This window comes from Rhizobium sp. SG_E_25_P2 (assembly GCF_029892285.1).
Classification (GTDB): domain Bacteria; phylum Pseudomonadota; class Alphaproteobacteria; order Rhizobiales; family Rhizobiaceae; genus Rhizobium_E.
The window spans coordinates 58,334-84,787 of record NZ_JARXVM010000024.1 but is presented as its reverse complement, the minus strand read 5'-3'; the positions used below and the strand labels follow the sequence as shown (position 1 = coordinate 84,787).

Sequence of the window (26,454 nt, the reverse complement as noted above, 5' to 3'; positions counted from 1 at the left end):
GAGGCCTTTAGATTATGCTACAAATATAGCACTCCGGGCCTGCATATACAAGCATCCGGACACAAAACGGCCCGGACATTGCTGCCCGGGCCGTAGCTGTTGAGATCAAAACTCAGTGGCTGTCCTTGCCCACCGCACTCCCGCGACATCCCTTGAGGAAGTCGAGGTCTGCGCCGGTGTCGGCGCCCTGGACGTGCTGCTGGTGCAGCCAGGCGTAGCCGGAGGTCGGCAGTTCGTGGTTGGGCTGCCATTCGGCCAAGCGCTGCGCCAGTTCCTCATCGGAAATGTCGAGATGCAGGCGACGGTTCGGCACGTCGAGCTCGATGAAATCGCCATTCTTGACCACGGCCAATGGGCCGCCGACTGCGGCTTCCGGCGAGGTGTGCAGAACGACGGTGCCATAGGCGGTGCCGGACATGCGGGCGTCGGAAATGCGGACCATGTCGGTGATGCCCTTCTTGAGCACCTTGGGCGGCAGGCCCATATTGCCGACTTCGGCCATACCCGGATAGCCCTTGGGGCCACAGTTCTTCATGACCATGACGCAGGTCTCGTCAATGTCGAGATTGTCGTCATTGATCTTGGCCTTGTAGTCGTCGATATCCTCGAACACCACGGCGCGGCCGCGATGGACGAGCAGGCTCGGCGTGGCGGCCGACGGCTTGAGCACCGCGCCCTTGGGCGCGAGATTGCCGCGCACGACGACGATGCCGCCCGACTGCGTCAGCGCCTTTTCAGCCGGAAGAATGACGTCCTCGTTCCAGTTGACGACATCCTTGACCTCGTCCCACATGGTTTCGCCCGACACCGTCAGCGCGTCCTTGTGAAGAAGTCCGGCTTCGCCGAGACGCTTGATCACCACCGGCAAGCCGCCCGCATAGAAGAACTCTTCCATGAGGTATTTGCCCGACGGCATGAGATTGACGATGGTTGGCACGTCGCGTCCGCAACGGTCCCAGTCATCCAGCGTCAGATCGATGCCGACGCGGCCGGCCATGGCCAGCAGATGGATCACGGCATTGGTCGAGCCGCCAATCGCCGCATTGGTGCGGATGGCGTTTTCGAAGGCTTCTTTCGTCATGATTTCGGACGGCTTGAGATCGTCCTTGACCATCTGCACGATGCGGCGACCGGTGAGCTGCGCCATGACCTTGCGGCGCGAATCGACGCCAGGAATGGCGGCATTGCCCGAAAGCGCCATGCCCAAAGCTTCCGCCATGGAGGCCATGGTGGAGGCGGTGCCCATGGTGTTGCAGGTGCCCGAGGAGCGGCTCATGGAGGCTTCCGCCTCCAGGAACTCGGCCTGGGTCATCTCGCCGGCCTTCACCATTTCCGAGAACTTCCACAGATGCGTGCCGGAGCCGACCCGCTCGCCGCGGAAATAGCCGTTGAGCATCGGACCGCCGGTGACGACGATCGACGGCAGGTCGACAGACGCCGCCGCCATCAACAGCGACGGCGTGGTCTTGTCGCAGCCGACCAGCAGCACGCAGCCATCCATGGGCTGGCCGCGGATGGTCTCTTCGATGGAGAGCGCCGCAAGGTTGCGGTACATCATCGCGGTGGGGCGGAAGGTGTTTTCCGACGCCGAGAACACCGGCACTTCCATCGGGAAGCCGCCGGCTTCCCACACGCCCGCCTTCACCTTTTCGGCCAGTTCGCGCAGATGCCCGTTGCAGGGCGTCATGTCCGACCAGGTGTTGAGGATGCCGATGACAGGGCGGCCGTCGAACAGATCGTGCGGATAGCCCTGATTCTTCATCCAGCCGCGATGGTAGATGACGTCACGGCTGGTGCCGCCATACCATTCCTGCGATCTCAGCTTGCGCGGCCATTCTGCTTTCTTTTTCATAGTCTTGTCCTTTGCCGAAAACCGATCCTCAAGCCAGCGTGTAGGCTGTTTTGACCGAGGTGAAGAATTCGGCGGCGTATTTGCCCTGTTCGCGGCTGCCGAAGGACGAGGCCTTGCGACCGCCGAACGGCACGTGGAAATCGACGCCGGCGGTCGGCAGGTTGACCATCACCATACCGGCTTCGGCATTGCGCTTGAAATGGGTCGCATGCTTGAGGCTGGTGGTGGCGATGCCCGAGGACAGACCGAAGATCGTGTCATTGGCGACGTGAAGCGCTTCTTCGTAATCCTTGACACGGATGACGGCGGCCACCGGTCCAAAGATTTCCTCGCGGGAAATGCGCATATTGTTGGTCGCTTCGGTGAACAGCGCCGGCTTGAGGTAATAGCCGGGCGTTTCGCGCTCGAGACGCTCGCCGCCGCAAACGAGGTTTGCGCCTTCCTGCTTGCCGATGGCGATATAGTCCTCGTCCTGCTTGAGCTGGCCGGGATCGACCACCGGGCCGATCTGCGTGCCGGCCTTCATGGCGTGGTCGACATTGAGATTGTTGACGCGCTCGGTCAGAGCGGCGACAAACTTGTCATGGATGCCTTCGGTGACGATCAGGCGCGACGACGCCGTGCAGCGCTGGCCGGTCGAGAAGAACGACGAATTGGCGGCGGCTTCGACAGCGACGTTGAGATCAGCGTCGTCGAGCACCACGAACGGGTTCTTGCCGCCCATTTCCAGCTGGAACTTGCGGTTATGCTCGATGGAGGACAAAGCGACGCGCTTGCCGGTGCCGGTGGAGCCCGTGAAGGTGAGGCCCGAGAGGTCCGGACTGTCGAGCATGACCTGGCCGACGACCGAGCCCTTGCCCATCACGAGGTTGAGCACGCCCTTGGGCAGGCCGGCGCGGTGGAGGATGTCGACGATCGCCCAGGCGCAGCCCGGCACGAGTTCGGCCGGCTTGAACACCACAGTGTTGCCGTAGCAAAGCGCCGGCGCGATCTTCCAGGCCGGAATGGCGATCGGGAAGTTCCAGGGGGTGATGACGCCGATGACGCCGAGCGGATCGCGGCTCATTTCGACGCCGATATTCGGGCGCACCGACGGCACGGTCTCGCCGGTCAGACGCAGGCATTCGCCAGCGAAGAAATCGAAGATCTGGGCGGCGCGGATGGTCTCGCCGATACCTTCCGGCAGCGTCTTGCCTTCTTCGCGGCTGAGCAGCGCGCCGAGCTCGTCCTTGCGGGCGAGGATCTCGTCGGCGGTCTTCTTGAGGATGGCGTGACGCTCGAGGATGCCGGAACGCGACCAGGCCGGAAACGCAGCCTTGGCGGCGGCGATTGCGGTCTTCATGTCGTCGGCGGAGCCGCGGGCGTATTCGCCCACCACGTCATTGGTGTCGGACGGATTGATATTGGGAACCGCGTCCCCGCCAATCCACTCGCCGGCGATCAGATTCTGATGAAGCGCCATAGTTTAGTCTCCTTGTTCAGGCGCGGCCCTGACGGGCGCGCGCGCCTTTTCATTAAAGTATGCGGACGGCGACGTCGGTCTCTTCGGCGACGGCCAGCGGATTGCGCAGCGCCAGGCCAAAGTCAGGCGCTTCGATTTCGAACACATCGCCCGGCTCGGGCTTGACGCCTTCGGCGAAGGACAGGGTAGCCGTGCCGAACATATGCACATGCACCTCGCCCGGCTGGCGGAACAGTTCATATTTGAAGTGGTGATATTCGAGATTGGCGAAAGTGTGGGACATATTCGCTTCGCCCGACAGGAAGGGCTTTTCGAAAATCACCTGATCGCCGCGACGGATGCGCGACGTGCCGCGAATATCCTCCGGGGGCGCGCCGATACGGATTTCAGGGCCGAAGCTTGCCTGACGCAGCTTGGAATGGGCGAGGTAGAGATAGTTGATCCGCTCGGTGACGTGATCGGAAAACTCGTTGGAGACAGCGAAACCAACGCGGAACGGCGTACCGTCCTCGCCGATCACATAGATGCCGGCCATTTCGGGCTCTTCGCCGCCGTCAAGCGCGAAGGACGGCGAGGTCAGCGGCTGTTCCGGAGATACGGACTGCGTGCCGTTGCCCTTGTAGAACCATTCCGGCTGCACGCCCTTTTCGCCAGCCTTGGGCTTGCCGCCTTCAAGGCCCATGCGGAACATCTTCATGGAATCGGTCAGCGTTTCCTCGGCGGCTTCCGAGGTCTTCTTGTGCATGGCGTCGCGGGTGGCGGCGGAACCGAGATGGGTGAGGCCGGTGCCGGTCAGATGCAGATGCGCGGGATCCGGATGAGTGATCGGCGGCAGGAAGCGCTTTTCGTCGCGGATCTGAATGAGATCGATAACATTAGCAAAACCGAAAGAAAGGATCACGTCCTTCAAAGTCTTGCCCTGGGAGGCCGCCAGCATGGCGAGCTGGTAGACGCTTTCCGCGCCCTTGACGATGCGGGCTTCGCCGCCCAGTTCGCGGGCGACCACGGCCACGCCGCCGGTCTCAGTCTTGATCTGCGAAATCAGCACGATTTATTCCTTTCGCGAGCATATCTCATATGGGTTGGCCCGCCCGGGACGTGACAGCCGTCCGGGCGGGAAATCGAGGAAGGGCTCAGCCCTTGCGCTTGTTGTAGACGTCGAAATAGACGGCGGCGAGCAGAACCAGACCCTTGACGAGCTGCTGGTAATCGATCGACAGGCCCATGATCGACATGCCGTTGTTGAGCACGCCCATGATGAAGGCGCCGACCACAGCGCCGGTGATCTTGCCAACGCCGCCGGATGCAGACGCGCCGCCGATGAAGCAGGCCGCGATGACGTCGAGCTCGATGCCGACGCCGGCCTTCGGGGTCGCCGAATTCAGGCGGGCGGCGATGATCATGCCGGCGAGACCTGCGAGAGCGCCCATGTTGACGAAGGTCAGGAAGGTCAGGCGTTCGGTGTTGATGCCCGAGAGCTTCGCGGCCTTCTCGTTGCCGCCCATGGCGTAGATGCGGCGACCGATGGTCGAACGGGTGGTGAGGAAGGCGTAAAGCGCGATCAGGAGGCCCATGATCACGAGAACGTTGGGCAGGCCTCTATAGGTCGATAGCTGGAAGCCCAGCGAAATCGCCACGATGGCGGTGACGCCCATCTGAACGACGAAGAAGGTGAAGGGCTCGTTCTGCGATCCGTGCTGATTGTTCGCGGCACGCTTGCTGAAGCCGCTATAGATCATGAACGCGACGCCGGCGAGCACGACGAGCAGCGCCAGCCAGTTCTTCACGAGGCTGGTCGACGGATCGGCCACCAAGAAGCCGAAGAGGTCGGGCACGAAACCGGTTGAAAGAACCTGGAAATCCTTCGGGAACGGCCCGATCGGACGGTTCGACAGCACGAGATAGGTCAGGCCGCGGAACACGAGCATGCCGGCCAGCGTGACGATGAAAGCCGGGATCTTCTGATAGGCGACGAAATAACCCTGCGCCGCGCCGACAAGCCCGCCGATGATCAGGCAAAGCGGCACGACGATGATCGGGCTCATTTGCCACTTGACCAGCATGATCGCCGACATGGCGCCGATGAAGGCGACGATGGAGCCGACCGACAGGTCAATATGGCCGGCGACGATGATCAGCAGCATGCCCAGCGCCATGATGACGATGAACGAGTTCTGCAGCACAAGGTTGGTCAGGTTGACCGGGCGGAAAAGAACGCCGCCGGTGATGGCCTGGAAGAACAGCATGATGACGACGAGCGCGATCAGCAAGCCATATTCGCGGATGTTCTTCTTAAAGTACTCGCCAACGGAGACCTGATTTTTGTTCGTAGCGGTCGAGTTTTCCGAGACCATTAGTGTTTCTCCCCGGAGCGCATGATGGCGCGCATGATGGATTCCTGGCTTGCTTCCTGCTTGGAAAGCTCGGCGACGATGCGTCCTTCGTTCATCACGTAGATGCGGTCGCAGGTGCCGAGCAGTTCGGGCATTTCCGACGAGATCATCAGAATGCCTTTCCCTTCAGCCGCCAGCTGGTTGATGATGGAATAGATTTCGTATTTCGCGCCGACATCGATGCCGCGTGTCGGCTCGTCGAGGATCAGCACTTCAGGATTGGTGAACAGCCATTTCGACAGCACGACCTTCTGCTGGTTGCCGCCCGACAGATTGACTGTTTCCTGATAGATCGAGTGCGAACGAATGCGCAGCTTGGTGCGGTAGTCGGTCGCGATCTTTCCTTCCTTGTGCTCGTCGATGACGCCCATGGACGACACGCCGTCGAGATTGGCGAGCGTGGTGTTGTCCTTGATATTGTTGATCAGGACAAGACCGAGATGCTTGCGGTCTTCGGTGACATAGGCAAGGCCCGCCTCGATCGCCTTGGGAATGGTGCCCACATCCACGGGCTTGCCGTGCATGAGCACGTCGCCGGTGATCTTGTGACCCCAGGAACGGCCGAAAATGCTCATCGCGGTCTCGGTGCGGCCCGCGCCCATCAGCCCGGCGATGCCGACGACTTCGCCGGCGCGAACATGGAAGGCCACGTCATGCAGGAATTTCCGGTCGCGATGGTTCTGGTGATAGACGTTCCAGTTTTTGACCTCGAGGATCGTCTCGCCGATCGGCACGTCGCGCGGAGGATAGCGATCCTCCATGTCGCGACCGACCATGCCCTTGATGATCGTATCCTCGCTGATCTCTTCCTTGTGACAGTCCAGCGTGCCCACGGTTCCGCCGTCGCGCAGAATGGTGATCTGGTCGGCGACCTTGCGGATCTCGTTGAGCTTGTGGGAAATGATGATCGAGGTCATCCCCTGACGGCGGAACTCCATGAGGAGTTCGAGCAGCGCGTCGGAGTCCTTCTCATTGAGCGAGGCGGTGGGCTCGTCGAGGATCAGCAGCCGCACTTTCTTGGACAGCGCCTTGGCGATTTCCACCAGCTGCTGCTTGCCGACGCCGATATCGTTGATCAGCGCGCTGGGCGGCTCCTTGAGGCCGACCTTGTCGAGCAGCTCCTGGGTGCGCGCGAAGGTCTGCTGCCAGTTAATCACGCCTCTCTCGGCGATTTCATTGCCGAGGAAGATGTTTTCAGCGATCGACAGGAGCGGCACGAGCGCCAGTTCCTGGTGAATGATGATGATGCCGAGATGTTCGCTGTCGGAGATCTTGCCGAACCGGCGCGCCTCTCCGTCAAACAGAATTTCGCCGTCGAACGTGCCGGCGGGATAGACGCCGCTCAACACTTTCATAAGGGTTGACTTGCCAGCGCCGTTCTCCCCAACCAGCGCGTGGATCTCGCCTTGGCGGACCTTGAAGCTCACATCGTTCAGGGCTTTTACGCCCGGAAACGTTTTTGTGATGCCCCGCATTTCCAGAATGATTTTATCCATGTTGCTTTTTCCAGCACCAGACAGACGCCGATAGCGCCGGGCCGGGCGACATTCAGGGGTCCCATACTATGTGAGAAAGGGTCCGCATGACCTGCGGACCCCCATTTCCAAAAGACGCGGGATCAGTTGTTGATCTGGTCTTCGGTGTAGTAGCCGGCGCCCACGAGGACGTCCTTGGCGTTGGTCTTGTCGACCGAAACCGGCTTCAGCAGGTAGGACGGAACGACCTTGACGCCGTTGTCGTAGGTCTTGGTGTCGTTCACTTCCGGCTCCTTGCCAGTCATGATGGCGTCAACCATACCGACGGTGACCTTGGCGAGTTCGCGGGTGTCCTTGAACACGGTCGAGTACTGTTCGCCGGCGAGGATGGACTTCACGGACGGCAGTTCAGCGTCCTGACCGGTGACAACTGGCATCGGCATGTCGCCAGAGCCGTAGCCGACGCCCTTCAGAGCGGAGATGATGCCGATGGACAGGCCGTCATAGGGCGACAGCACGCCTTCAACCTTGGCGTCGGTGTAGGTGGAGGACAGGAGGTTTTCCATGCGAGCCTGGGCGACAGCGCCGTCCCAACGCAGCGTACCGACCTGGTCCATGCCCATCTGGCCGGACTTCACGACGATCTTGCCGGAGTCGATCAGCGGCTGCAGAACCGACATCGCGCCATCATAGAAGAAGAAGGCGTTGTTATCATCCGGCGAACCGCCGAACAGTTCGACATTCTTCGGAGCGGTCGCGCCGTCGAGCTTCAGGCCCTGAACGAGCGAGGTCGCCTGGAGCACGCCGACCTGGAAGTTGTCAAAGGTGGCGTAGTAGTCGACATTGCCGGAATCGCGGATCAGGCGGTCGTATGCGATGACCTTGACGCCAGCGTCATGGGCCTTCTGCAGGATGTCGGACAGGGTGGTGCCGTCGATGGCGCCGATCACGAGCACTTTCGCGCCCTTGGTGACCATGTTCTCGATCTGCGAGAGCTGGTTCGGAATGTCGTCGTCGGCGAACTGCAGGTCCGGGGTGTAGCCGGCGTCCTTGAACAGCTTCTCCATGGTCTCGCCATCGGAGATCCAGCGCGTGGACGTCTTCGTCGGCATGGAAATGCCAACCACGCCCTTGTCGGCGAAGGCCGGAGCGACGAAGGTCGCGACCGACATAGCGGCGGCGGCGAGCAGCGAAGTAATGAGTTTCATAAAGGTTCTCTCCCTGGTTCATGAAACAGCCAACAAAGCCGGCTGTCGGCGAAACACTGGGAGGTATAGGCAAACACCCTGGCGTGCCTTCCGCGACCGATCACGGAAAGAGCGGACCGAGGCGCTCCTCCAACTCCCCTCCCCTGCGTTCGAGCGCAAACTGCTCTTAAATCGATATAACTGTCAAATACAATAGTGATAGATCTCCATATCAAAAGTGATATAATTAACAAAAAGTCATACTTTTCAATTGGAAACGCCGCATGGACGAGAGTGGAAATTTCACGGCGAATGCGCCGGGAGCGCTCAAGAACCGCTATCAAGCTGAAAAAGAGAGCGATTCCCTGCTGAAAGGCGGCCTGAAGCTCAACCACCTCCGATTGATATCTGCGCTTGCCGATCACGGTCAGGTAAGCGCTGCGGCCGATGCGCTGACGATATCGCAACCTGCGGCTTCCCGCATGTTGCACGAAATCGAATCGATTCTCAAAGCCCCTTTGTGCGATCGTGTCGCCAAGGGCATGGTGATGACGCGTTTCGGCGAAGCCATGGCGCGGCGGGCGCGCACGATTCTGCTTGAGATTCGCGAGGCCGATCGCGAGATCACCGAACTCAAGACGGGATATGGCGGCTCGGTGAATATCGGATCGGTGACGGCGCCGGCGATCAGCCTCGCCGTGCCCGCCATCAACCGCGTTCGCGCGCTGTATCCTTCGATCCAGATCAACATCCAGCAGGATACCAGCAATGCGCTGGCTCGCGACCTGATGTCGGCACGCTATGACTTTATCATGGGACGGATGCCCGACGACATGAGTCCGCGCCAGTTCGACGCCCGGCCGTTGGGCTTGGAAAAGGCCTGCATCGTCGCCCGCGCCGGCCATCCAGTGCTGAAGACCGCGCCTGCAAGTCTGGCCGAACTCAGCGAACTCGAATGGGTGTTCCAGCCGCCGGGCTCACTGCTGAGGCGAACGCTGGAGGTGATGTTCATCGAACGCGGCCTGCCGCTGCCGGCCAATGTCGTCAGCACGCCGTCGGTGACGCTGACCATGGCGCTGATCGCCGAGACCGACGCCATCGCGCCGATTGCCGAGGACGTGGCCCGCTTCATTGCCGGAAGCGGCAACCGCATGGGTCGGATCGCCATCGTGGAGACGGATTTCGACATCAATCTCAAGCCCTACAGCCTGATCACCGCCCGCGGCCGGGCGCTGCCGCCGTCCGCCAAGATGCTGCATGACGTGATCCTCGACGAATGCGAGCGCAACCGGTTGGCCGAGTCAGACGGACTTTGACCCTTCGCCAGCCTCGATCCATCCAGCCGGGGCAGAACAGGCTCGACAGGAGACAGAATGCCGGTTTTTGGACGCAGCCTCTTCGAGACGGTGCTCGACGGAATGGATCAAGAGGAAGAGCCCGTCGAGGAGATCGGCGCGGCCTATGCGGCCCCGCGCGGCCTCAGGGTTTCATTTGTCGGCTTTGCCGAAGAGACGAATGAGACTGAGGCGGCCCCTGCGTCCCGGTTCGACTGGGCCGGGCTGTTCGACGATTATGCGCCGCCGCCCAAATTGGAAGAACCGCCGGTCTGGCTGGACCGACTGTCCGACGTCGAAATTTCCGAGGATCTAGCCCTCGATCAGTGCCGTGGCGCGAGCGAGATCCGCGAACGTCGCCGCGATTTTGCGCTCGCCAACCATCCTGATCGCGTCGGGGCGGACTATCGCAACGCGGCCACGCGGCGCATGATGGTCGCCAACCAGCTGATCGACGCGGCGCTCGCCCGTCTCGCCTGATCGCAAGCGATCAGTCTGACCCGTCGCCATCGGCGCCGCCGTCGTCGCTGTCATCGGCCGTGGAGGCCGGCGCCGGCGCGGCCTGTTGCGGCGGCTTGTAGGCAATGATCAGCGTGTAGATGCAGTAGGCCGCAAGCGCCACGGCGATGACCATCCAGAATGGCTGCCAGGCATAGATCTCCAAACCGGCCCACACGGCGACGGAGGCGCAGATCGCATAGCGCCGGACTGCCGGGCGATAGAATTCCGACGTTGTGTCGATCAGATAGAAGGGCGGCTTGTTCTTGTCGGACGCCATGGTTGCCTCGGCTGGAGTTCACGGGTTTGCAAATCGCATGTTCGAGACCGGGGGGCAAGGGCGATACGCCTGTGTCGCGGCCAAGCATAACGGAACATTTATTCCACGCGCTCCGAATTGATCCGGTCATTCCATTTTGATATGGAGTAGGCGCGACCGGTCGGAGCGAGGCGTTTGGCTGGCCGGAGGAGTGATCAAGCCGGTTTTTCGCGCCGCGAGGCCAAGGTTCAGAGCCTGCCCGCGCGCGCCTGCAAGCGAGAAAGAAGAGTAACATGACAGTGAGATTCGGGGTTCTGGGCGCTGGCCGCATCGGCAAGGTGCACGCCAAGGCGGTAAGCGGCAATGCGGACGCCAAGCTCGTGGCGGTGGCCGACGCATTTGCCGACGCGGCGAATGCGCTCGCCCAGCAATATGGCGCTGAAGTGCGCTCGATCAGCCAGATCGAGGCGGCCAATGATATCGACGCCGTGGTGATCTGCACCCCCACCGACACCCATGCCGACCTGATCGAGCGCTTCTCCCGCGCCGGCAAGGCGATCTTCTGCGAAAAGCCGGTCGATCTCGACGCGGGCCGCGTCGAGGCCTGCATGAAGGTGGTGGAGGAAACCAACGCCAAGCTGATGGTCGGCTTCAACCGCCGCTTCGACCCGCATTTCATGGCGGTGAAGCAGGCGATCGACGACGGCAAGATCGGCAAGGTGGAGATGGTCACCATCACCTCGCGCGACCCCGGCGCGCCGCCGGTGGATTACATCGCCCGCTCGGGCGGCATCTTCCGCGACATGACCATCCATGACTTCGACATGGCCCGCTTCCTGCTCGGCGAAGAGGTCGTCTCAGTCTCGGCGCACGCCGCCGTTCTCGTCGACCCCGCCATCGGCGAGGCCGGCGACTTCGACAGCGCCACCGTGATCCTGGAAACGGCTTCGGGCCGCCAGGCGGTGATCACCAATTCCCGCCGCGCCACCTATGGCTACGACCAGCGCATCGAGGTGCATGGCTCCGAAGGCGTGGTCTCGGCTGAAAACCAGCGCCCGGTGTCGATCGAAATCGCCAATGGCCAGGGCTATACCCGCCCGCCGCTGCATGATTTCTTCATGACCCGCTACACCGAAGCCTACGCCAACGAAATCGCCAGCTTCATCGCCGCGATCGAACAGGGCGCGGCGATCAGCCCGACCGGTACGGACGGCCTTCTGGCGCTGAAGCTCGCGGATGCGGCGCTGGAAAGCGTCAAAACGGGCAAGCGCGTCGCGGTCTGACACGGTCTTGATAAAATTGGACGCGTCGATGCGCCATTTCGGCGCGACGCGTCCAATTCGTTAACCAGAGAAGCGTCTCTTTTTGCGGATCTATTTCATCGCGCGTTAGACAAGCGTCGCATCGATGGAGACGCCGCATATGCCCCTCAACACGGAAGAACAGCGCTATCATGTGCTGGACGGTCTGCGCGGCGTCGCGGCAATCGCGGTGATGTGCGGGCATTTTTCCCAACAAAAGATCAGCATTCTCGGGCATCCGGTCGTACCCTTCACCCAGAGTTCGCTCGCGGTCGATCTGTTTTTCATCCTCAGCGGCTTCGTGTTGTGCCATGCCTATGGTTCGCGGCTGGCCATGGGATTGTCGTTTCCCGGCCTGATGCTGCGGCGCCTGGTGCGCCTTTACCCAATGTTTCTGATCGGCCTCGCCTTCGGGGCTGCCGGCCTGCTGGCCATCGTCGCGTCCGGCCGGGCCGATGTCGGCGCCCGCGACGCTCTGGCGAGCCTGTGGAGCAACCTGTTCTTCCTCCCCTATCTGGCGCGTGACCAGGTGCGCGACGCGACCGGAGGCCTGATCTCGTCGCCGATCTTCCCCGCCAATCCGCCAGCTTGGTCGCTGTTTTTCGAGATGGTCGCAAGCGCGGGCCTGTTCTGGCTGATCCGACTGAGGGGCCGAACCCTTGCAATGCTCGCTGCGATCGGATGGACCGGCTTTGTCATCGCGGGCTTCTGGGTTGGGCTGGACGGCCACAAGACCGGCTTCAATCCATCGATCGGCTGGAGCCTCGATAGTTTCTTCGGTGGTTTTTTCCGCGTGACCTACGGCTTTGCGCTGGGCATGCTGATCCATCGCTGGCGCGCCCCGATCGCGCAGGCGCTTTGTTCGCGCTTGCCGCGCTGGCTCCTGAACCCCTGGGTCATCTACGCGATCGCCTTGGCCGCGCTCGTCAATCCGTTCGCCGCCCGCGGCGTCCTGACCGCGCCGACGCTGCTTGTGGTGATGCCTATGCTCGTGGCGCTCGGAACCATGTGCCGCCCCGCAGGCGCGGGCGTGACGACGGTTTCGCTGCTGCTGGGTTCGCTGTCTTATCCGCTCTATTGCCTGCATTATCCGATCGGCCGCCTGCTCGGCCTCGCCTGGCCGGAACTGGCGGCCCATAACGCGGCCTTCACCGGCATCGCAGCCGCAGTCTCGATCGCCGCCGCCTATCTTGCGGCCAAACTCATCGATGAGCCGGCGCAAAGAGCAATCGCCCGCCTGCGCGCTGCACGAACAGCGCACATCTCGGGTTAGCCAAGTTCGATCGACAGGATTTCCGGCCAGGACCCGACGCGGATGGGCAAGGCCGAACAGCCAAGACCGCGCGAGACGATGAGATCGCGGCCGCCATTGTGATAATGCCCCGCCGGATAACGCGCGGAACCGCGTGACGCCGAAACTGGCCGCCAGCCGAACAGGTTGATCTGTCCGCCATGGGTGTGGCCCGAAAGCGTGAGGCTGACGCGGGCATCGACGCGATCGAAAATGTCGGGCTCATGGGCCATCAGCAACACAGGATCATTAGTGTGAATGGCTGCCAGCGTCAGCGGCAGATCGTCGATGCCGGCGAATTGCGCGCGTCCAAACTGTTTTGCCGGGCGCAGCGCCATCTGGTCGCCGAGCCCGGCGAGCCAGAAACCACGCCCATCCTTCTCGATCCGCGCCGCGCGGTTGACATAGACCTGCACGCCGATTGCGCTCAACGCCGTCTCGGCAATCGTCGCGCTTTCCGGATCGCGCTGGAAGGACAGATCCTCCCAATAGTCGTGATTGCCAAGAATGGCGTGAACGCCGAGCGGCGCCGAAAGCCCCGCCATCGCCCTAGACCAGTCTGCGGCGGCAACATCGCCGAGCACCAGATTCATCCCGCTGACATAGTCGCCGAGCAGCAGGATGATGTCGGGTTGAAGGGCACTGGCCTGATCACAGATCGCCTTGATGCGATCCGCCGTCATCCAGGGATCGCAGGCATGGATATCCGCAAGCGCTGCGATGTGGAGCTTGAAGCCTGGAGCCCATTTGCGCGGCGTGAGCCGGTAGCGCGCCACCCGGGGCGACGCCATGGCTTCGGCAAAGGGATAACCGGCGAATGCGGCGAGCGCGGCGGCGCCGCCCAACGCCCATCGCAAAAAGGCGCGGCGGCTCAGCAGCATTACTCGTCGTCCTGAAACAGACCGATCTGCATCTGGACGAGATTGGCGGGCGGCGTCAGCCCAAGATGTTTCCAGGCCACCGCCGTCAACACCCGGCCACGCGGCGTCCGCTGGATGAAGCCCTGCTGGATCAGATAAGGCTCGATGATATCCTCGATGGCGTCGCGCGGCTCAGACAGGCCAGCCGAAATCGTCTCGATGCCGACAGGACCGCCGCCGAAATTGACGGCGATCATGGTGAGATAGCGGCGATCGAGCTGGTCGAAGCCCATTTTGTCGACATCGAGCCGCGTCAACGCCATATCGGCGATCTCGGCGGTCACCGCTTCGGCTTTCGCGACTTCGGCGAAGTCGCGCACCCGGCGCAACAGTCGGCCGGCAATGCGCGGCGTGCCCCGAGCGCGTCGGGCAATTTCGCGCGCCCCAGTATCGGTCATGCCGAGCCCCATCAGCCTGGCGCCGCGCCTCACGATCAACTGCAATTCGTCGACCGTGTAGAAGTTCAGGCGTACGGGAATGCCGAAACGGTCGCGTAGCGGATTGGTGAGCAGACCGAGCCGCGTGGTGGCCGCAACCAGCGTGAATTTCGACAGATCGATCTTCACCGACCGCGCCGCAGGCCCCTCGCCAATGATCAGGTCGAGTTGGTAATCCTCCATGGCGGGATAGAGGATTTCCTCGACCGCCGGGTTGAGCCGATGGATTTCGTCGATGAACAGCACGTCACGCTCTTCGAGATTGGTGAGCAGCGCCGCCAGATCGCCGGCTTTGGCGATGACTGGCCCCGAGGTCGAGCGGAAATTGACGCCCAACTCCTTGGCCATGATCTGGGCGAGCGTGGTCTTGCCGAGGCCGGGCGGGCCGACGAACAGCACGTGATCAAGCGCCTCGCCGCGATTCTTCGCCGCCTCGATGAAAATCTTCAGATTGGCGCGCGCTTCCGCCTGGCCGGTGAAGTCATCGAGCGTTTGCGGCCGGAGCGCGGTGTCGAGATCGTCGCCGCGTTTTTCCGGCGTGAGGAGAGTGTTGGGAGCGCTCATTGCAGGAGTTCCATTTCGGGCAACTGCCGTGCAGCAGCCGTATCGAAGGTGCGGGTTGTCGAACAACCGTCGCGCTTGTTCCGTAGAGCAATAATGGTGTCGGCAAACTCGACGCTGGTGTCCGACATCCTCATCAAGACTGCTCCGATCAGTTCCTCGTCTTCAAAAACAAGATCTTCAGCCTGCAACAGGCTGAATACCGTATCCGCCACAAGTCGGCGCTCAAGTTTGAGACGCCGGCGAAGGTACCACGTGAATTCCAGCAAGGTGATACAGTTCACATAGCCCGGGTTTTCTTTCGAGAGGCCGGCAACAAGCCCAACCGCGAGTTCGGTTTGAACCGGGTCATCCTTGAGGACCAAACGCAACAAGATATTGGTGTCAAGACCGATCATCGCGATGCCGCCACGTCATCCGCGATGGCGTCGGCAATAGACGTTTCAATATCTGCCACGCCGACCGCAGGACGATCCGGATCATGCAGCAATCCGGCCAGATCGACGGCGCGCTTGTTCTTCACCCGCAACATAACTCTGGCTCCATCAATGAAATAATTGATTCGGTCCCCCACCCTTAAGTTGAGCGCATCACGAACTTCAGAAGGGATGGTGGTTTGAGCCTTGGAGGTCAGCGTGCTGTGGACGATCAACATGACAGTTTCCTTGCGAATTCGTCAATGTAAGGAATAATAGCACAAGTAAGGATCACCGCGCCAGTTCCTTCAAGCCCAGCCGGATCAGCTTGGCGCTGTCGGCGCCTTCGCCGCCATTCTTGAGCGCCGCAGCCACCGCGCTCGCCGCCTGGTCGCGGGAATAGCCGAGATTGGTGAGCGCGGAGACCGCATCGGCCACCGGCGCGGGCGCGACGCCCTCGCCCAGTTCCTGCTTGAGACCAATGCCCGGGCCGGCGTCGCCGCTGAAGGCGGGCGCCTTGCTCTTGAGCTCGGTGAGAATGCGCACAGCGACCTTTGGGCCGACGCCCGGCGCGCGGGATATCGTGGTCCTGTCCTGCAGCGCGATCGCATTGGCGAGTTCGGACGGGGTCAGTGTCGACAGCACCGCCAGCGCCACTTTGGAGCCGACGCCTTGGACGATCTGCAGCATGCGGAACCATTCGCGCTCCAGCCCGCTCAGGAAGCCGAACAACCGGAGTTGGTCTTCACGCACATAGGTCTCGATGAACAGCACCACAGCCTCCCCCACCGAGCCGATGCGCGACAGCGTGCGGGCCGAACAATGGGCGACATAGCAGACGCCATGCACATCCACGAGCACATAGTCCTCGCCGATTTCCTCGATCACGCCTTTGAGTTTTCCGATCATGGCAGCTTTCCGCAATTAGGGGTGAGTGTCTGGCGTGATGAGGGGCACAGTAGGAAAATAGCTGCGATAGCCTTTGGCGTCGCGCGTCAGGATATGATGGCCCGAAATGACGGCGTGAGCGCCGATCAGGAAATCCGGGAGAACACGCTCTCGCGTTCCGCCGCCGTCTCGATACTTCCTGAAGGCCGCCCCCGCCGCGAAAGCCGCGCTCCATGGCAGATTCTCACGGATGAACTCGGTCTCGGGCAGAACGGCGTCAACCTGGTCCTGCCGGGCGTAGCGCACGGAAAACTCCGCATAGATGATGGGATTGATCAGCAGTCGGCCGCGGGCGTCCGCCAGTCGACGCCGGGACCAAAGAAGCCATTGAGGATCGCGTATGGCGATATCGACCAGAATATTGGTGTCGACGAGGACAGCCATGCCTCACCGGTCCCGGGTCATCGCCATCAAGGCGTCGCCATCGATCTCCTGATCCCCAGTACCTTCAATCCGATCCAGAACCTCGAGAAAGTCGGCCAACCGCTGCTGTTCCGCAATCTGCTCGCGCCCGTGTTTGGGCGTCAGCACGACGCGCCCGCTTTCGACGGAAAAGATGACTTCGCTGTTCGGCTCAATGCCGACCAGTTCGCGAATATCGCGGGGTATCGTGACCTGACCTTTGGATGTGACGCGCATGACAATCTCCTTGTGGTAAGAAATATTCTTACCACAAGAACAAGTCAAGAACAAAACTACAACGCCGCCCTTGCCATCGCCTTCAACCGGTTCGCCGCGCCGCCGAGATGATGGGCGTGACAGATGGCGATGGCCAGCGCATCGGCGGCGTCATTTCCCTGGAAGGTCGCCTTGGGCATCAGCACTTTCAGCATCAGGTGAATTTGCTGTTTTTCGCCATGGCCAACGCCGATCACAGCCTTCTTGACGGCGTTGGGCGCATATTCCGCCACAGGCAGACCGGCGCGAGCCGGAACCAGCATGGCGATGCCGCGCGCCTGGCCGAGTTTCAGCGTCGCCGTCGCATCCTTGTTGACGAAGGTCTGCTCGACTGCGGCTTCATCCGGCTGATGCAGATGAATGACATCGGCGAGACCATCGTGAAGCTGGCAAAGCCTTGAAGCAAGATCAGCTTTGTCGTCCGACGTCACCGTGCCCGACGCCACGAAGCGCAGCGAATTGCCGAGCGTCTCGATCACGCCCCAGCCGGTGCGACGCAGGCCGGGATCGATGCCGACGATCCGAATCAAAGCGCTCATGCAAAGTTTCTCCTTTTGTTCTCGATACGCCAATTTTCTTCCGATGGAAACAGCGAGAGCGATATCAGGGCGAAATGCAAACCTGCACTTTTTGAACTCATCGGCGCCCGCGAGCGATTTCTTAACTTCAACTTAAAGAAGTTAGGCAAATTGTCGTATAGACTCAAAAATGATCAGGCCGCCGGTCGCTGGCGGCGGGGCGCTGGGCGCTGTTGTGCAATTGGGGAAGTTGGAGTTCGTCATGCCGAGAATCTTCCAGTCATTAAGGGCGAAGGTTGTCGCCTTGTTCCTGGCGCTCATCATCGTCTCGGTGGCGGCGCTCGTCTCGCTCGGCTATTTCGGCACCCGATCGGTGCTGGTGGAGCAATCGGCGCGGTCGATGCGCAGCATTCTGGAATTCCGCGTCGCAACGCTCCAGGGCCGCATCGCCCAGATCCGCGATCAGGCGGGCGCTTCGGCCGCCATCGAGACGCTGCAGAAATCCCTGGTCAATCTCAAGAGCGGCTGGAAAACGCTGGACAAGAAGCCAGGCCAGGCAGCCGCGGCGCTGCGCGATGTGTTCATCGCCAACAATCCCAATCCCGCCGGCGAACGCGAAAAACTGGTGAAGCCGGAAGGGCCGAGCGGCTATTATTTCTCCGCGCATGAGGAGTTGCAGCCAGAGGTCAAGAAGCTCTTGGCCTCGAGCCCTTTCTCCGACCTGTTGATTGTCGATGGCAAGGGCAATGTCGTCTATTCCTACAAGAAGGATGAGACTTTCGCCGCCAACCTCGCTGACGCCGCCTGGGCGGGAACAGGCCTTGGCGCGCTTCAGGCCAAGACGATGGACGCGGTCAAGGCCGCGCAGAGCGACGACATCGCGCCGTTGTTTTCCGGCATCGGCGTCGACGCCAAAACGGGATCGGCGGAAATCTATTTCGCCGCGCCGCTGCTCAATCTCGGCGCCCATCGCGGCACATTCATCTTCCGGGTCAAGGATGAGGTTCTGGCTTCGGTGCTCTCCATGGCCATCCCGGCGGGCGGCAGCGAGCAGGCGAGCATCGTCACGGCGGCGGGCGACGCCATCATCGCAGGCCCAGACGGCAGGCTGACGTCAGCTGGAAAACTGTCGGCCGACGATATGGCGGGGTTCGACGCTTTTGGCCGCGACATCACCCGCCCCGACGGCGCCGCCAAGGGCTTCGCCCTACCCATGGAAATCGACGGCGCGCGCTATCATCTGGCTGAAAGCGTGCTGACAGAAGAGCTGGACGCAGGTTCGCTCACCGTTGCCGAACAGTTGACGCTTGTGGGCCTCGCCGTGCTGATTGCAGCCGCAGCCCTTGCAGGACTGATCCTCAGCCGCATGTTCCGCCCGCTGGTCAAACTCGCCCAGGCCACCGAAACCGTGGCTGCCGGACGTCTGGACACCGCAATCGACGGCGCCAGCCGGCCCGACGAAATCGGCGTGATGTCGCGGGCGCTGATTTCTTTCCGCGACAAGCTGGTGCGCCAACTGGCGTTGGAAAGCGAGGCGGAAGCCGCCCGCCGCACCGAAGAAGAAGCGCGCCTGAGCCGCCTTGCCGAACAGGAACGCGAAGCCGAAACGCTGCAGAGCGTGGTAAGCGCACTCGGCGAAGGCCTGACGCGCATGGCCAAAGGCGATATCGCCTTTGCCATCGAAGCCCGGTTCCCGCCCTCACTGGACCGCCTGCGACAGGATTTCAACGCCTCCATGTCGACGCTGGCCGACGCCCTGCAGGCGATCCGCCGCAATTCGCTGGCGGTGAGGGCCGGATCGGATGAGATGCGCGAAGGCGCAGACCAACTGGCCGAGCGCACCGAACGCCAGTCGGTCGCCATCAGCGAAACCGTCTCCGCCATCAACGAGATCGTTCGGTCGGTCGACGCTCAGAAGGCGCGCGCCGGCGACGCAACCCGCATCGCCCGCGAGGCGGCGTCGGGCACAGAACGCTCGGCGCACATCATGGAGAACGCGGTGCGCGCCATGGAAGCAATCCAAAACTCCTCGCAGCAGATCAACTCGATCATTTCGGTGATCGACGAAATCGCCTTCCAGACCAATCTGCTGGCGCTGAACGCCGGCGTCGAGGCGGCCCGGGCTGGCGAAAGCGGCAAAGGCTTCGCGGTCGTCGCCCAGGAAGTGCGCGAACTTGCCCAGCGCTCGGCGCGCGCCGCCAAGGAAATCACCGATCTGCTCAACAAGTCGACGCTGGACGTGCAGACAGGCGTGGAACTGGTGGAAAAGGCCGGCGAAGCGCTGCAGTCGATCGGCGGCTATGTCGGCCAGATCAACGGCCGCATCGCCGAGATCATGAAGGCCACCGCAGACGAGGCCGAAACGCTCGGCCATATCTCAACCTCCGTTAACGCCATCGACGGCATGACCCAGCAGAACGCCGCCATGGTGGAGGAAACCACCGCCGCCATTCACCAGCTGGCCCGCGAAGCCTCCGAAATGGATGGCCGTATCGCCCAGTTCCGTCTCGAAGCCGAGCAGGCCCGCAGCGAGCACCGGCGCGCCGGCTGATCACTTTCGACCAAAATCCAGGCGCCGCGCGACATGCTTGCGCGGCGTTTGTCGTTGTTGCGAGGTTGAAGGCATGCCCCCTCCACCCTATCTCGGTGCTTTGGCAGGGAGCCGCGACATGACCATTCCCTTTTCGATCCTCGATCTCGCGACCGTCGCCGAAGGCGGCACGCTGTCGGACGCCTTGGCCAACACGCGCCGCATGGCCATCCGCGCCGAGGAACTGGGCTATAACCGCTATTGGCTGGCCGAACATCACGGCATGCCGGCGGTGGCGAGCGCGGCGACGGCCGTGCTGATCGGCCATGTCGGCGCAGCGACCAAGACGATCCGCATCGGCTCGGGCGGCGTGATGCTGCCCAATCATTCGCCCCTGGTCATCGCCGAACAGTTCGGCACGCTGGAAGCGCTGTTTCCCGGCCGCGTCGATCTCGGACTGGGCCGCGCGCCCGGCACAGACATGCGCACCGCCCGCGCGCTCAGGCGCGATCTCGACCAGAGCGCCCAGGGCTATCCGCAGGATGTGCTGGAACTGCAGGCCTATCTCGCCGATCCCATTGATGAGCGCTCCGTTCTCGCCGTGCCGGGCGCCGGCGCGAAAGTGCCGCTCTGGCTGTTGGGCTCCAGCCATTACAGCGCCCATCTCGCCGGCATGCTCGGCCTGCCCTACGCCTTCGCCTCGCATTTCGCGCCCGACGATCTCCTGGGCGCGCTGGACATTTACCGCGAACGCTTCCAGCCGTCCGCGCAGCTCGACCGGCCCTATGCGATGGTCGGCGTCATGGGCGCAATCGCCGACACCGATGACGAGGCGAATTACCTCTTCACCTCGGCCCAGCAGCAATTCATCAATCTCCGCCGCAACAATCGCACCCTCTTCCCGCGGCCGGTGAAATCCATGGACGGGATCTGGTCGGAGCAGGAGCGGATCGGCGTCGAACATACGTTGCGCTATGCGATCGTCGGCTCGCCGGAAACCGCCTCGCGCAAACTCGCCCGCTTCCTTGCCGACACAAGAGCGGATGAAGTGATCGTCTCCACGCCGGTGCACGACATCGAGACGCGGCTGCGCTCGATCGAACATTTCGCGGGACTCAGGCAGGAGATGGCGAAGGCGGCGTGAGACGCGGCGCCTGTCTTTCATGAGGCATCGTGGTGCATGGCCCCTTGCATCATCCGGCTGCCGCCACCTTCTCCCCGCATTGCGGGGCGAAGGAGGATGGAGCGCCTACCGTGCCCAAATTGCCCTTCTCCCCGCAGGCGCGGGGAGAAGGTCCCGGCAGGGGGATGAGGGGCGGCGCACGCCATCAACAACATAGAGAGCGCCATCGAAAATCGTGGCGCAAGCTGTTGGAAAAAGTGGCGCACGCCGCATACAAAAATGGCGCCGAGATCCCCGGCGCCAGTCTTTGATCAAGCCGAGAGCTTGGCCATCACGTCTTCGGGAATATCCATATTGGTGTAGACATTCTGGACGTCGTCGTCGTCTTCCAGCGCGTCGGTCATCTTCATCAGCGACTGGGCGCGTTCTTCGTCGACTGGAATGCTGTTCTGCGCTCTCCAGATCGGCTTGACCGTTTCGGCTTCGCCGAGAAGGGCTTCGAGCGCCTTGGAGACTTCGCCGAGCGCTTCGAAGGCGCAATAGACGGTGTGGCCGTCTTCATCGGTCACAACATCGTCGGCGCCGGCTTCGATTGCCGCTTCCATGACCTTGTCGGCGTCGCCGACGGCGAGCTTGTAGGTGATTTCGCCGACATGATCGAAGGAGAAGGACACCGAGCCGGTTTCGCCCAATGCGCCGCCGGCCTTGGTGAAGATCGAGCGGACATTGGAGGCGGTGCGGTTGCGGTTGTCGGTCAGCGCCTCGACGATGACGGCGATGCCGCCCGGACCATAGCCTTCATAGCGGACTTCGTCATAGTTCTCGCCATCGGCGCCGGAAGCCTTCTTGATGGCGCGGTCGATATTGTCCTTGGGCATGGACTGGGCCTTGGCGTTCTGGATCGCCAGGCGCAGTCTGGAATTCATCAGCGGGTCGGGCAGGCCAGCTTTGGCGGCCACGGTGATTTCGCGGGCGAGCTTGGAGAACATCTTCGAACGGATCGAATCCTGCTTCCCCTTGCGATGCATGATGTTCTTGAATTGTGAATGGCCTGCCATGGGCGTCCCTGCCGTCTTTGTTGGGATTGTCTTTTGGATGCGGCCTTATATTGCCGGAGAGCACGCCGTTCAAGAGGCAGCAATGCGGAGAGCCCGGCTTAAAGCCCCTGAAGCACGAGGATTGTCGGCTTTTTCGGCAGGGAATTGAGCGATACGTCGACGCTTGCGCCCTCGGCGAAGCGAAAATCGAAATCGGGGCCGAACAACGCCAGGAAAGTTTCGACCGGCGGGCCGCGCCGGTGCATGGGCAGAACCAGCGACGATCGCAGTCGTTTGACCACGCGGCTCATCTTGTCGGCGCCCATGGTCAGTCCCCCATCGACGGGGACCATGACCACGTCGAGCCGGCCGATTTCGGTGTAATGCCCCTCCGACAATTCGTGATGCAGATGGCCGAGATGGCCGATGCACAGGCCGGCGACCTCGAAGATGAAGATGGAATTGCCATCCTTCTCCTCGCCGCCGTAACGGCGGATATCGGTCGTGACATTGCGGATGAATGTGTCGCGCACCAGCAATTCATGCTGCGCCTTCTCTCCCGGCGTATCGCTCCAGCCATGCAGCACATACTGGATCTCGGGTTCGGGCGTCAGGGTGAAATGGGTGGAGTGGGCATGGTTCATCGTCGCCACCATCGGCGGCGCATCCGGCCTGTGCCAGCCGGAATAATCGGTGGCGATCGTCACGCCTTCGGGCGTGACGATATGGAAGGTGGAATGGCCGAGAAAGGTGATGCGCACCGTCTGATCGGTGAGCGCCGCCTTGAGAACGGGAAACCCCTCATCCTCATAGGCGGCGTAGCGGGCGCCGGGCAGGCCTTGCGCAATCGCCTGGCATTGGCTGAAATGCCTCGGTTCGTCCTGAGCCGAGGCCGCCGTGGCCGCAATCAACACCATAAACGCCGCCCATTTCAGCATTCATGCCCCTCGCTCAATCCAAGGTTATTGGCGAAAAGCATGCCTTGCGCCGAAGCGCGCGTCCAGTCAGCGGGAACGGTCGATAGTCACGATCGCGTTACGCGAACAAGAAGTCAGTGCGGTCGAGATCGGCAAGCGCGGTGTGCTTCAGGGTCAGCGTGTCCTCGCCATGACGCGCGAGGATGACCAGATCCCGTCCGACAATGTCGATGTGATCGGCCTTGAGGTCACGCCAATTGTCGATCCCAGAGAACGCTGTCACATCGATTTTGTCCTGGCCATCGAAGTCAAGCACGACGTCATGGGTATCCCGGCGGCTGAAGACAAACAGATCCGCGCCCTTGCCGCCCCATAACCGGTCCTCTCCGCCACCCGCATAGAAGGTGTCCGAACCGTCGCCGCCGCGAAGACGATCATCGCCCGCTGCGCCGCGCACGTCACCCAGCAGAATGTCAGCGCGGGCGCCACCCTTGAGCAGGTCGTCGCCGTCGCCGCCTTCAAGCAGGTCGCGGCCAGAACCACCGGCGATCACGTCGTCGCCGCTGAAGCCGAGAATGAACAAATTGGCTGTCTCGTCGCCATAGTCGACGCTGTTGTCGACAGCGACGCCAAAGCCGTTGACGTTGTTCTCACCGCTCGTGTTGCGCAGCGCCGCGCTTTCACCGAACAACGCGATGAATCTGCCATAGGTAACGTCGCCCGCGTGAGTCCAGGCCTTGGAAAATTCCGTGCCGATCAGTTCGTAAAGGTCGGCGTAATGATTGACGAGGAACGTCGTGTCGAGATTGGCGGAGATCGCGTATTGATCAATCAGGGGCGTCTCGAATTGCAGGCGATTGTCGTTGAAATGCGCCTGGTCGGAGATCACGCCGACCGAGAAGCCTGTTATTACGGCCTGTGTGGGATCAACAGCGGCATGCGCCGCCGCATCATAGCTAGAGGGGTTGCGGACGATATCGTTCGCCTGATCATATTGGAAATACCAGTCCGGCGTCGCCAGTTGCAATGCGCCGTCCTCGTCGAAAGACACCAGCGACGTGTCGAAATCGGTGAGAATGTCAAGCGCGGCCGGGTCGATGCCGGCAGACGCCAGGGCGATCACCGACAGATCCACACCGTCGATGGCCGCGAAGCGCGCGCCGTCATAGATGGTGAAAAGATCTGCGACCGTTCCGCCGAGACTGTGGCCTGAAACCACGACCTCGGTGATGTTGTTGTCGGGGTCGCTGACATAATCGTAGATCTGGTCGATCAGGCCCTGCAGCTGCTGATAATAGCGGGCCTGGCCAACGCCGGTGCCCGCTTCACCGTCCGCCAGCGGCCCGTCGGCATCGGTGCCGCGAAAGGTGAGATACAGCGTTTCGCCGGTGTCGTTGGCCTTGGTGGTGACGAGCGCGACCGCGCCGGCGCCGGTAAACGCCTCGGCGTCGTCACCGGATCCGATGTAATTGTTACGGAACAGACCACCGGAATAGGTGAAATTTCGATCGTAGCCGTCGCTGTCGTCGCTGGCGCTGATTTCGCTTGCCGCGAAGCCAAGATCCGATGACGACAGCGTTGTGAAGCCAGATTTCGCGAGATACGCGTCATAAGCGTCGTAGACGAACAGGGCTTCGCGATTTCCGGCCGGTTCTGGATCGACATCCGTGTCGATCTGATCGCGATAGGCGTCAGCCAGATAATCGGAACTGCCATAGACGGTGCGATTGAGACGAACGACATCGGCCAGGAGAGCGATCGTATCGGAGGAAAATTGGTTGCTCATGAAACCCTCGTGAAGCAGTAGAACGTGAATATGAAAATCCCGCCACAGCAGGATTTTTTCAATTCATTTACAATTGCCGCACGACAGGCGCGTGACGCCCCTCAGGCCCAGAAGGCGGGAATGGTTTCGGCAAGCCGCGGGCCGATGCGCAGCGGCGCCACCTTTTCGGCCAGGCCGGTGCGGTCGGAGATCTCGACGCCCACGCCGCAGATGGTGGCGGGACCGTTGGCCGGCTCAAACCGTCCGCGGGCGATCTTGGTGATGAAGCGGTTGAGCGGCTCTTCCTTGTCCATGCCGAGCGACGAATCGTAATCGCCGCACATGCCGGCATCCGTCATATAGGCCGTGCCGCCATTGAGGATCTGGCAATCGGCGGTGGGCACATGCGTATGCGTGCCGACCACCAGGCTCGCGCGGCCATCCACGAAATGGCCGAAGCACTGCTTCTCGCTCGACGCCTCGGCGTGGAAATCAAACAGCACCGCGTCTACCTGTTCGCCCAGCGGGCAGGCGTCGAGAATGCGCTCAGCGGCCATGAAGGGATCGTCGAGATCAGGATGCATGAACACCCGGCCCATGATGTTGGAGACCAGCACACGAGCGCCGTTGCGGGCGATAAACACGCCCGAGCCCTTGCCGGGCGCGCCGGGCGGAAAATTGGCGGGGCGGATAAACTGGTCATGCCGGTCGGCGAAGACCAGCGCCTCGCGTTGGTCCCAAACATGGTTGCCTGTGGTCACCACATCGGCGCCGGCCGCGAGCGTGTCGAGGAAGATCTCTTCGGTGATGCCGAAGCCGGCGGCGGCGTTTTCGCCGTTCACCACCACGAAATCGAGCTTGAGATCGGAAATCAGGCCCGGCAGCCGGTCCCAGACCGCCTGACGTCCCGCGCGGCCCACCATGTCGCCGAGAAAGAGAAGCCGCATTTATTGTCCTTTCGAGAATGTTCTGTAACCGCTTTCGGTCACCACAGCGTCGAGCGGCACGTCATGCGCTTCTGCGGGAACCGCATCGACTTGCTGGCAATCGAAAGCGACGCCGATCAGCCTGGGCTGCATGCCCTTGGCGAGGAGGCGCGCGATTGCGCGATCATAATGGCCGGCGCCGTAGCCGATGCGATTGCCGCTGGCGTCGAAGGCTGAAAGCGGCATGAGCAGGATTTCCGGATCGACCGCTGGCGCGTCCGGACCCGGCCCGGTGGTGCCGAAGCCGGTGCTCACCAGCGGCGCGCCATCGACCAGTTCGCGAAACACGATTGTCTGGCGATCAAGGACGGCGGGCAGGCAGAGCCGCGCGCCGCGGCTTTTCAGCCGATGCATCAGCGGACGAATATCGGCTTCCGACCGAATTGGGAAAAAGCCGGAAATGATCTGTCCCGGATCAAACGCAAACGCGTCTGCCGCATGTTCGGCGATCGCAAGGCTCTTTTCGATGCGGTCGGTCTCGGCGATCGCGTCGCGGGCCGCCAGTCTCGCCATGCGGATGTCGTTCTTCAGAGCCTTGATGTCCATGCCGGGTTCCCAAAGATGTC

The 26,454-nt window shown here is 61.9% G+C and carries 26 protein-coding genes; 6 read left to right on the top strand and 20 right to left on the bottom strand.

Annotation, left to right across the window (positions count from 1 at the left end; genetic code table 11):
• Nucleotides 1-112: 112 nt before the first annotated feature.
• The 6 genes from araD to chvE form a co-directional block, all read right to left on the bottom strand.
• Complete coding sequence (gene araD, locus M2360_RS24655; RefSeq protein ID WP_280778048.1) at nucleotides 113-1,852, bottom strand: L-arabinonate dehydratase; 1,740 nt, start codon at nucleotides 1,850-1,852, stop codon at nucleotides 113-115.
• A 28-nt stretch (nucleotides 1,853-1,880) separates the two neighbouring features.
• Entirely contained in the window at nucleotides 1,881-3,314 is a 1,434-nt protein-coding gene (locus tag M2360_RS24650; protein ID WP_280778047.1) for an aldehyde dehydrogenase family protein, read from the bottom strand.
• A gap of 52 nt (nucleotides 3,315-3,366) precedes the next feature.
• Nucleotides 3,367-4,362 carry an AraD1 family protein gene (gene araD1 / locus M2360_RS24645; RefSeq protein ID WP_280778046.1) on the bottom strand — a complete coding sequence of 332 codons (996 nt, stop codon included), beginning with the start codon at nucleotides 4,360-4,362 and terminating at the stop codon, nucleotides 3,367-3,369.
• 85 nt (nucleotides 4,363-4,447) lie between these two features.
• A complete protein-coding gene (mmsB, locus tag M2360_RS24640) occupies nucleotides 4,448-5,668 on the bottom strand; it encodes a multiple monosaccharide ABC transporter permease (protein ID WP_280778045.1) in 1,221 nt (406 codons plus the stop codon).
• Nucleotides 5,668-7,203, bottom strand: coding sequence for a multiple monosaccharide ABC transporter ATP-binding protein (mmsA, locus tag M2360_RS24635; protein ID WP_280778044.1), 1,536 nt, complete (start codon nucleotides 7,201-7,203; stop codon nucleotides 5,668-5,670). Before mmsA ends, mmsB begins: the two co-directional genes overlap by 1 nt.
• A gap of 122 nt (nucleotides 7,204-7,325) precedes the next feature.
• Nucleotides 7,326-8,390 (bottom strand): multiple monosaccharide ABC transporter substrate-binding protein, encoded by a 1,065-nt coding sequence (chvE, locus tag M2360_RS24630; RefSeq protein ID WP_280778043.1) that lies wholly within the window; start codon nucleotides 8,388-8,390, stop codon nucleotides 7,326-7,328.
• 263 nt (nucleotides 8,391-8,653) lie between these two features.
• Between chvE and M2360_RS24625 the strand changes: the two genes are divergently transcribed.
• Nucleotides 8,654-9,685 (top strand): LysR family transcriptional regulator, encoded by a 1,032-nt coding sequence (locus M2360_RS24625; RefSeq protein ID WP_280778042.1) that lies wholly within the window; start codon nucleotides 8,654-8,656, stop codon nucleotides 9,683-9,685.
• A 57-nt stretch (nucleotides 9,686-9,742) separates the two neighbouring features.
• Entirely contained in the window at nucleotides 9,743-10,183 is a 441-nt protein-coding gene (locus M2360_RS24620; protein WP_280778041.1) for a hypothetical protein, read from the top strand.
• A 10-nt stretch (nucleotides 10,184-10,193) separates the two neighbouring features.
• Here the strand turns inward: M2360_RS24620 and M2360_RS24615 are convergent, their stop codons facing one another.
• Nucleotides 10,194-10,481: a hypothetical protein gene (locus M2360_RS24615; protein WP_280778040.1), complete on the bottom strand. Its 288-nt coding sequence runs from the start codon at nucleotides 10,479-10,481 to the stop codon at nucleotides 10,194-10,196.
• A 272-nt stretch (nucleotides 10,482-10,753) separates the two neighbouring features.
• On the opposite strand from M2360_RS24615, the gene iolG reads away from it, so the two are divergent.
• Together iolG and M2360_RS24605 are read left to right on the top strand one after the other, a co-directional pair.
• On the top strand, nucleotides 10,754-11,743 hold the full coding sequence (gene iolG / locus M2360_RS24610) for an inositol 2-dehydrogenase (protein WP_280778039.1): 990 nt from the start codon (nucleotides 10,754-10,756) through the stop codon (nucleotides 11,741-11,743).
• Nucleotides 11,744-11,882: 139 nt separating this feature from the next.
• A complete protein-coding gene (locus M2360_RS24605) occupies nucleotides 11,883-13,034 on the top strand; it encodes an acyltransferase (RefSeq protein ID WP_280778038.1) in 1,152 nt (383 codons plus the stop codon).
• On the opposite strand, the gene M2360_RS24600 is transcribed toward M2360_RS24605, so the two are convergent.
• From M2360_RS24600 to ruvC, 8 genes are read right to left on the bottom strand one after another with little or no spacing between them, the layout of a single operon-like run.
• Nucleotides 13,031-13,930, bottom strand: coding sequence for a metallophosphoesterase (locus M2360_RS24600; protein WP_280778054.1), 900 nt, complete (start codon nucleotides 13,928-13,930; stop codon nucleotides 13,031-13,033). The two genes, M2360_RS24605 and M2360_RS24600, sit on opposite strands and share 4 nt — an antisense overlap.
• A gap of 2 nt (nucleotides 13,931-13,932) precedes the next feature.
• The gene (gene ruvB, locus M2360_RS24595; RefSeq protein ID WP_280778037.1) at nucleotides 13,933-14,973 is read right to left on the bottom strand and encodes a Holliday junction branch migration DNA helicase RuvB; all 1,041 of its coding nucleotides are present in this window, start codon (nucleotides 14,971-14,973) and stop codon (nucleotides 13,933-13,935) included.
• The gene (locus tag M2360_RS24590) at nucleotides 14,970-15,368 is read right to left on the bottom strand and encodes a PIN domain-containing protein (protein WP_280778036.1); all 399 of its coding nucleotides are present in this window, start codon (nucleotides 15,366-15,368) and stop codon (nucleotides 14,970-14,972) included. The genes ruvB and M2360_RS24590 overlap by 4 nt, the downstream gene beginning before the upstream one ends.
• Entirely contained in the window at nucleotides 15,365-15,625 is a 261-nt protein-coding gene (locus tag M2360_RS24585) for an AbrB/MazE/SpoVT family DNA-binding domain-containing protein (RefSeq protein ID WP_182828542.1), read from the bottom strand. Before M2360_RS24585 ends, M2360_RS24590 begins: the two co-directional genes overlap by 4 nt.
• A gap of 52 nt (nucleotides 15,626-15,677) precedes the next feature.
• Entirely contained in the window at nucleotides 15,678-16,295 is a 618-nt protein-coding gene (gene ruvA, locus M2360_RS24580; protein WP_280778035.1) for a Holliday junction branch migration protein RuvA, read from the bottom strand.
• A 15-nt stretch (nucleotides 16,296-16,310) separates the two neighbouring features.
• On the bottom strand, nucleotides 16,311-16,718 hold the full coding sequence (locus M2360_RS24575) for a type II toxin-antitoxin system VapC family toxin (RefSeq protein ID WP_280778034.1): 408 nt from the start codon (nucleotides 16,716-16,718) through the stop codon (nucleotides 16,311-16,313).
• A gap of 3 nt (nucleotides 16,719-16,721) precedes the next feature.
• Entirely contained in the window at nucleotides 16,722-16,973 is a 252-nt protein-coding gene (locus M2360_RS24570) for an AbrB/MazE/SpoVT family DNA-binding domain-containing protein (protein WP_280778033.1), read from the bottom strand.
• Nucleotides 16,974-17,029: 56 nt separating this feature from the next.
• Entirely contained in the window at nucleotides 17,030-17,551 is a 522-nt protein-coding gene (gene ruvC, locus M2360_RS24565; protein WP_280778032.1) for a crossover junction endodeoxyribonuclease RuvC, read from the bottom strand.
• Nucleotides 17,552-17,792: 241 nt separating this feature from the next.
• Here ruvC and M2360_RS24560 point away from each other — a divergent pair, with 241 nt between their 5' ends.
• Nucleotides 17,793-20,081, top strand: coding sequence for a methyl-accepting chemotaxis protein (locus tag M2360_RS24560; protein WP_280778031.1), 2,289 nt, complete (start codon nucleotides 17,793-17,795; stop codon nucleotides 20,079-20,081).
• Nucleotides 20,082-20,199: 118 nt separating this feature from the next.
• Nucleotides 20,200-21,204, top strand: coding sequence for an LLM class flavin-dependent oxidoreductase (locus M2360_RS24555; protein ID WP_280778030.1), 1,005 nt, complete (start codon nucleotides 20,200-20,202; stop codon nucleotides 21,202-21,204).
• A gap of 290 nt (nucleotides 21,205-21,494) precedes the next feature.
• Here M2360_RS24555 and M2360_RS24550 read toward each other — a convergent pair whose 3' ends face one another.
• The 5 genes from M2360_RS24550 to M2360_RS24530 form a co-directional block, all read right to left on the bottom strand.
• Complete coding sequence (locus M2360_RS24550; RefSeq protein WP_280778029.1) at nucleotides 21,495-22,241, bottom strand: YebC/PmpR family DNA-binding transcriptional regulator; 747 nt, start codon at nucleotides 22,239-22,241, stop codon at nucleotides 21,495-21,497.
• A 98-nt stretch (nucleotides 22,242-22,339) separates the two neighbouring features.
• Nucleotides 22,340-23,158 (bottom strand): MBL fold metallo-hydrolase, encoded by an 819-nt coding sequence (locus M2360_RS24545; protein WP_280778028.1) that lies wholly within the window; start codon nucleotides 23,156-23,158, stop codon nucleotides 22,340-22,342.
• A 97-nt stretch (nucleotides 23,159-23,255) separates the two neighbouring features.
• Complete coding sequence (locus M2360_RS24540) at nucleotides 23,256-24,923, bottom strand: hypothetical protein (RefSeq protein ID WP_280778027.1); 1,668 nt, start codon at nucleotides 24,921-24,923, stop codon at nucleotides 23,256-23,258.
• Between the two features lie 101 nt (nucleotides 24,924-25,024).
• On the bottom strand, nucleotides 25,025-25,849 hold the full coding sequence (locus M2360_RS24535; RefSeq protein WP_280778026.1) for a YmdB family metallophosphoesterase: 825 nt from the start codon (nucleotides 25,847-25,849) through the stop codon (nucleotides 25,025-25,027).
• Nucleotides 25,850-26,434 (bottom strand): 5-formyltetrahydrofolate cyclo-ligase, encoded by a 585-nt coding sequence (locus tag M2360_RS24530; RefSeq protein WP_280778025.1) that lies wholly within the window; start codon nucleotides 26,432-26,434, stop codon nucleotides 25,850-25,852.
• Between the last annotated feature and the right edge of the window lie 20 nt (nucleotides 26,435-26,454).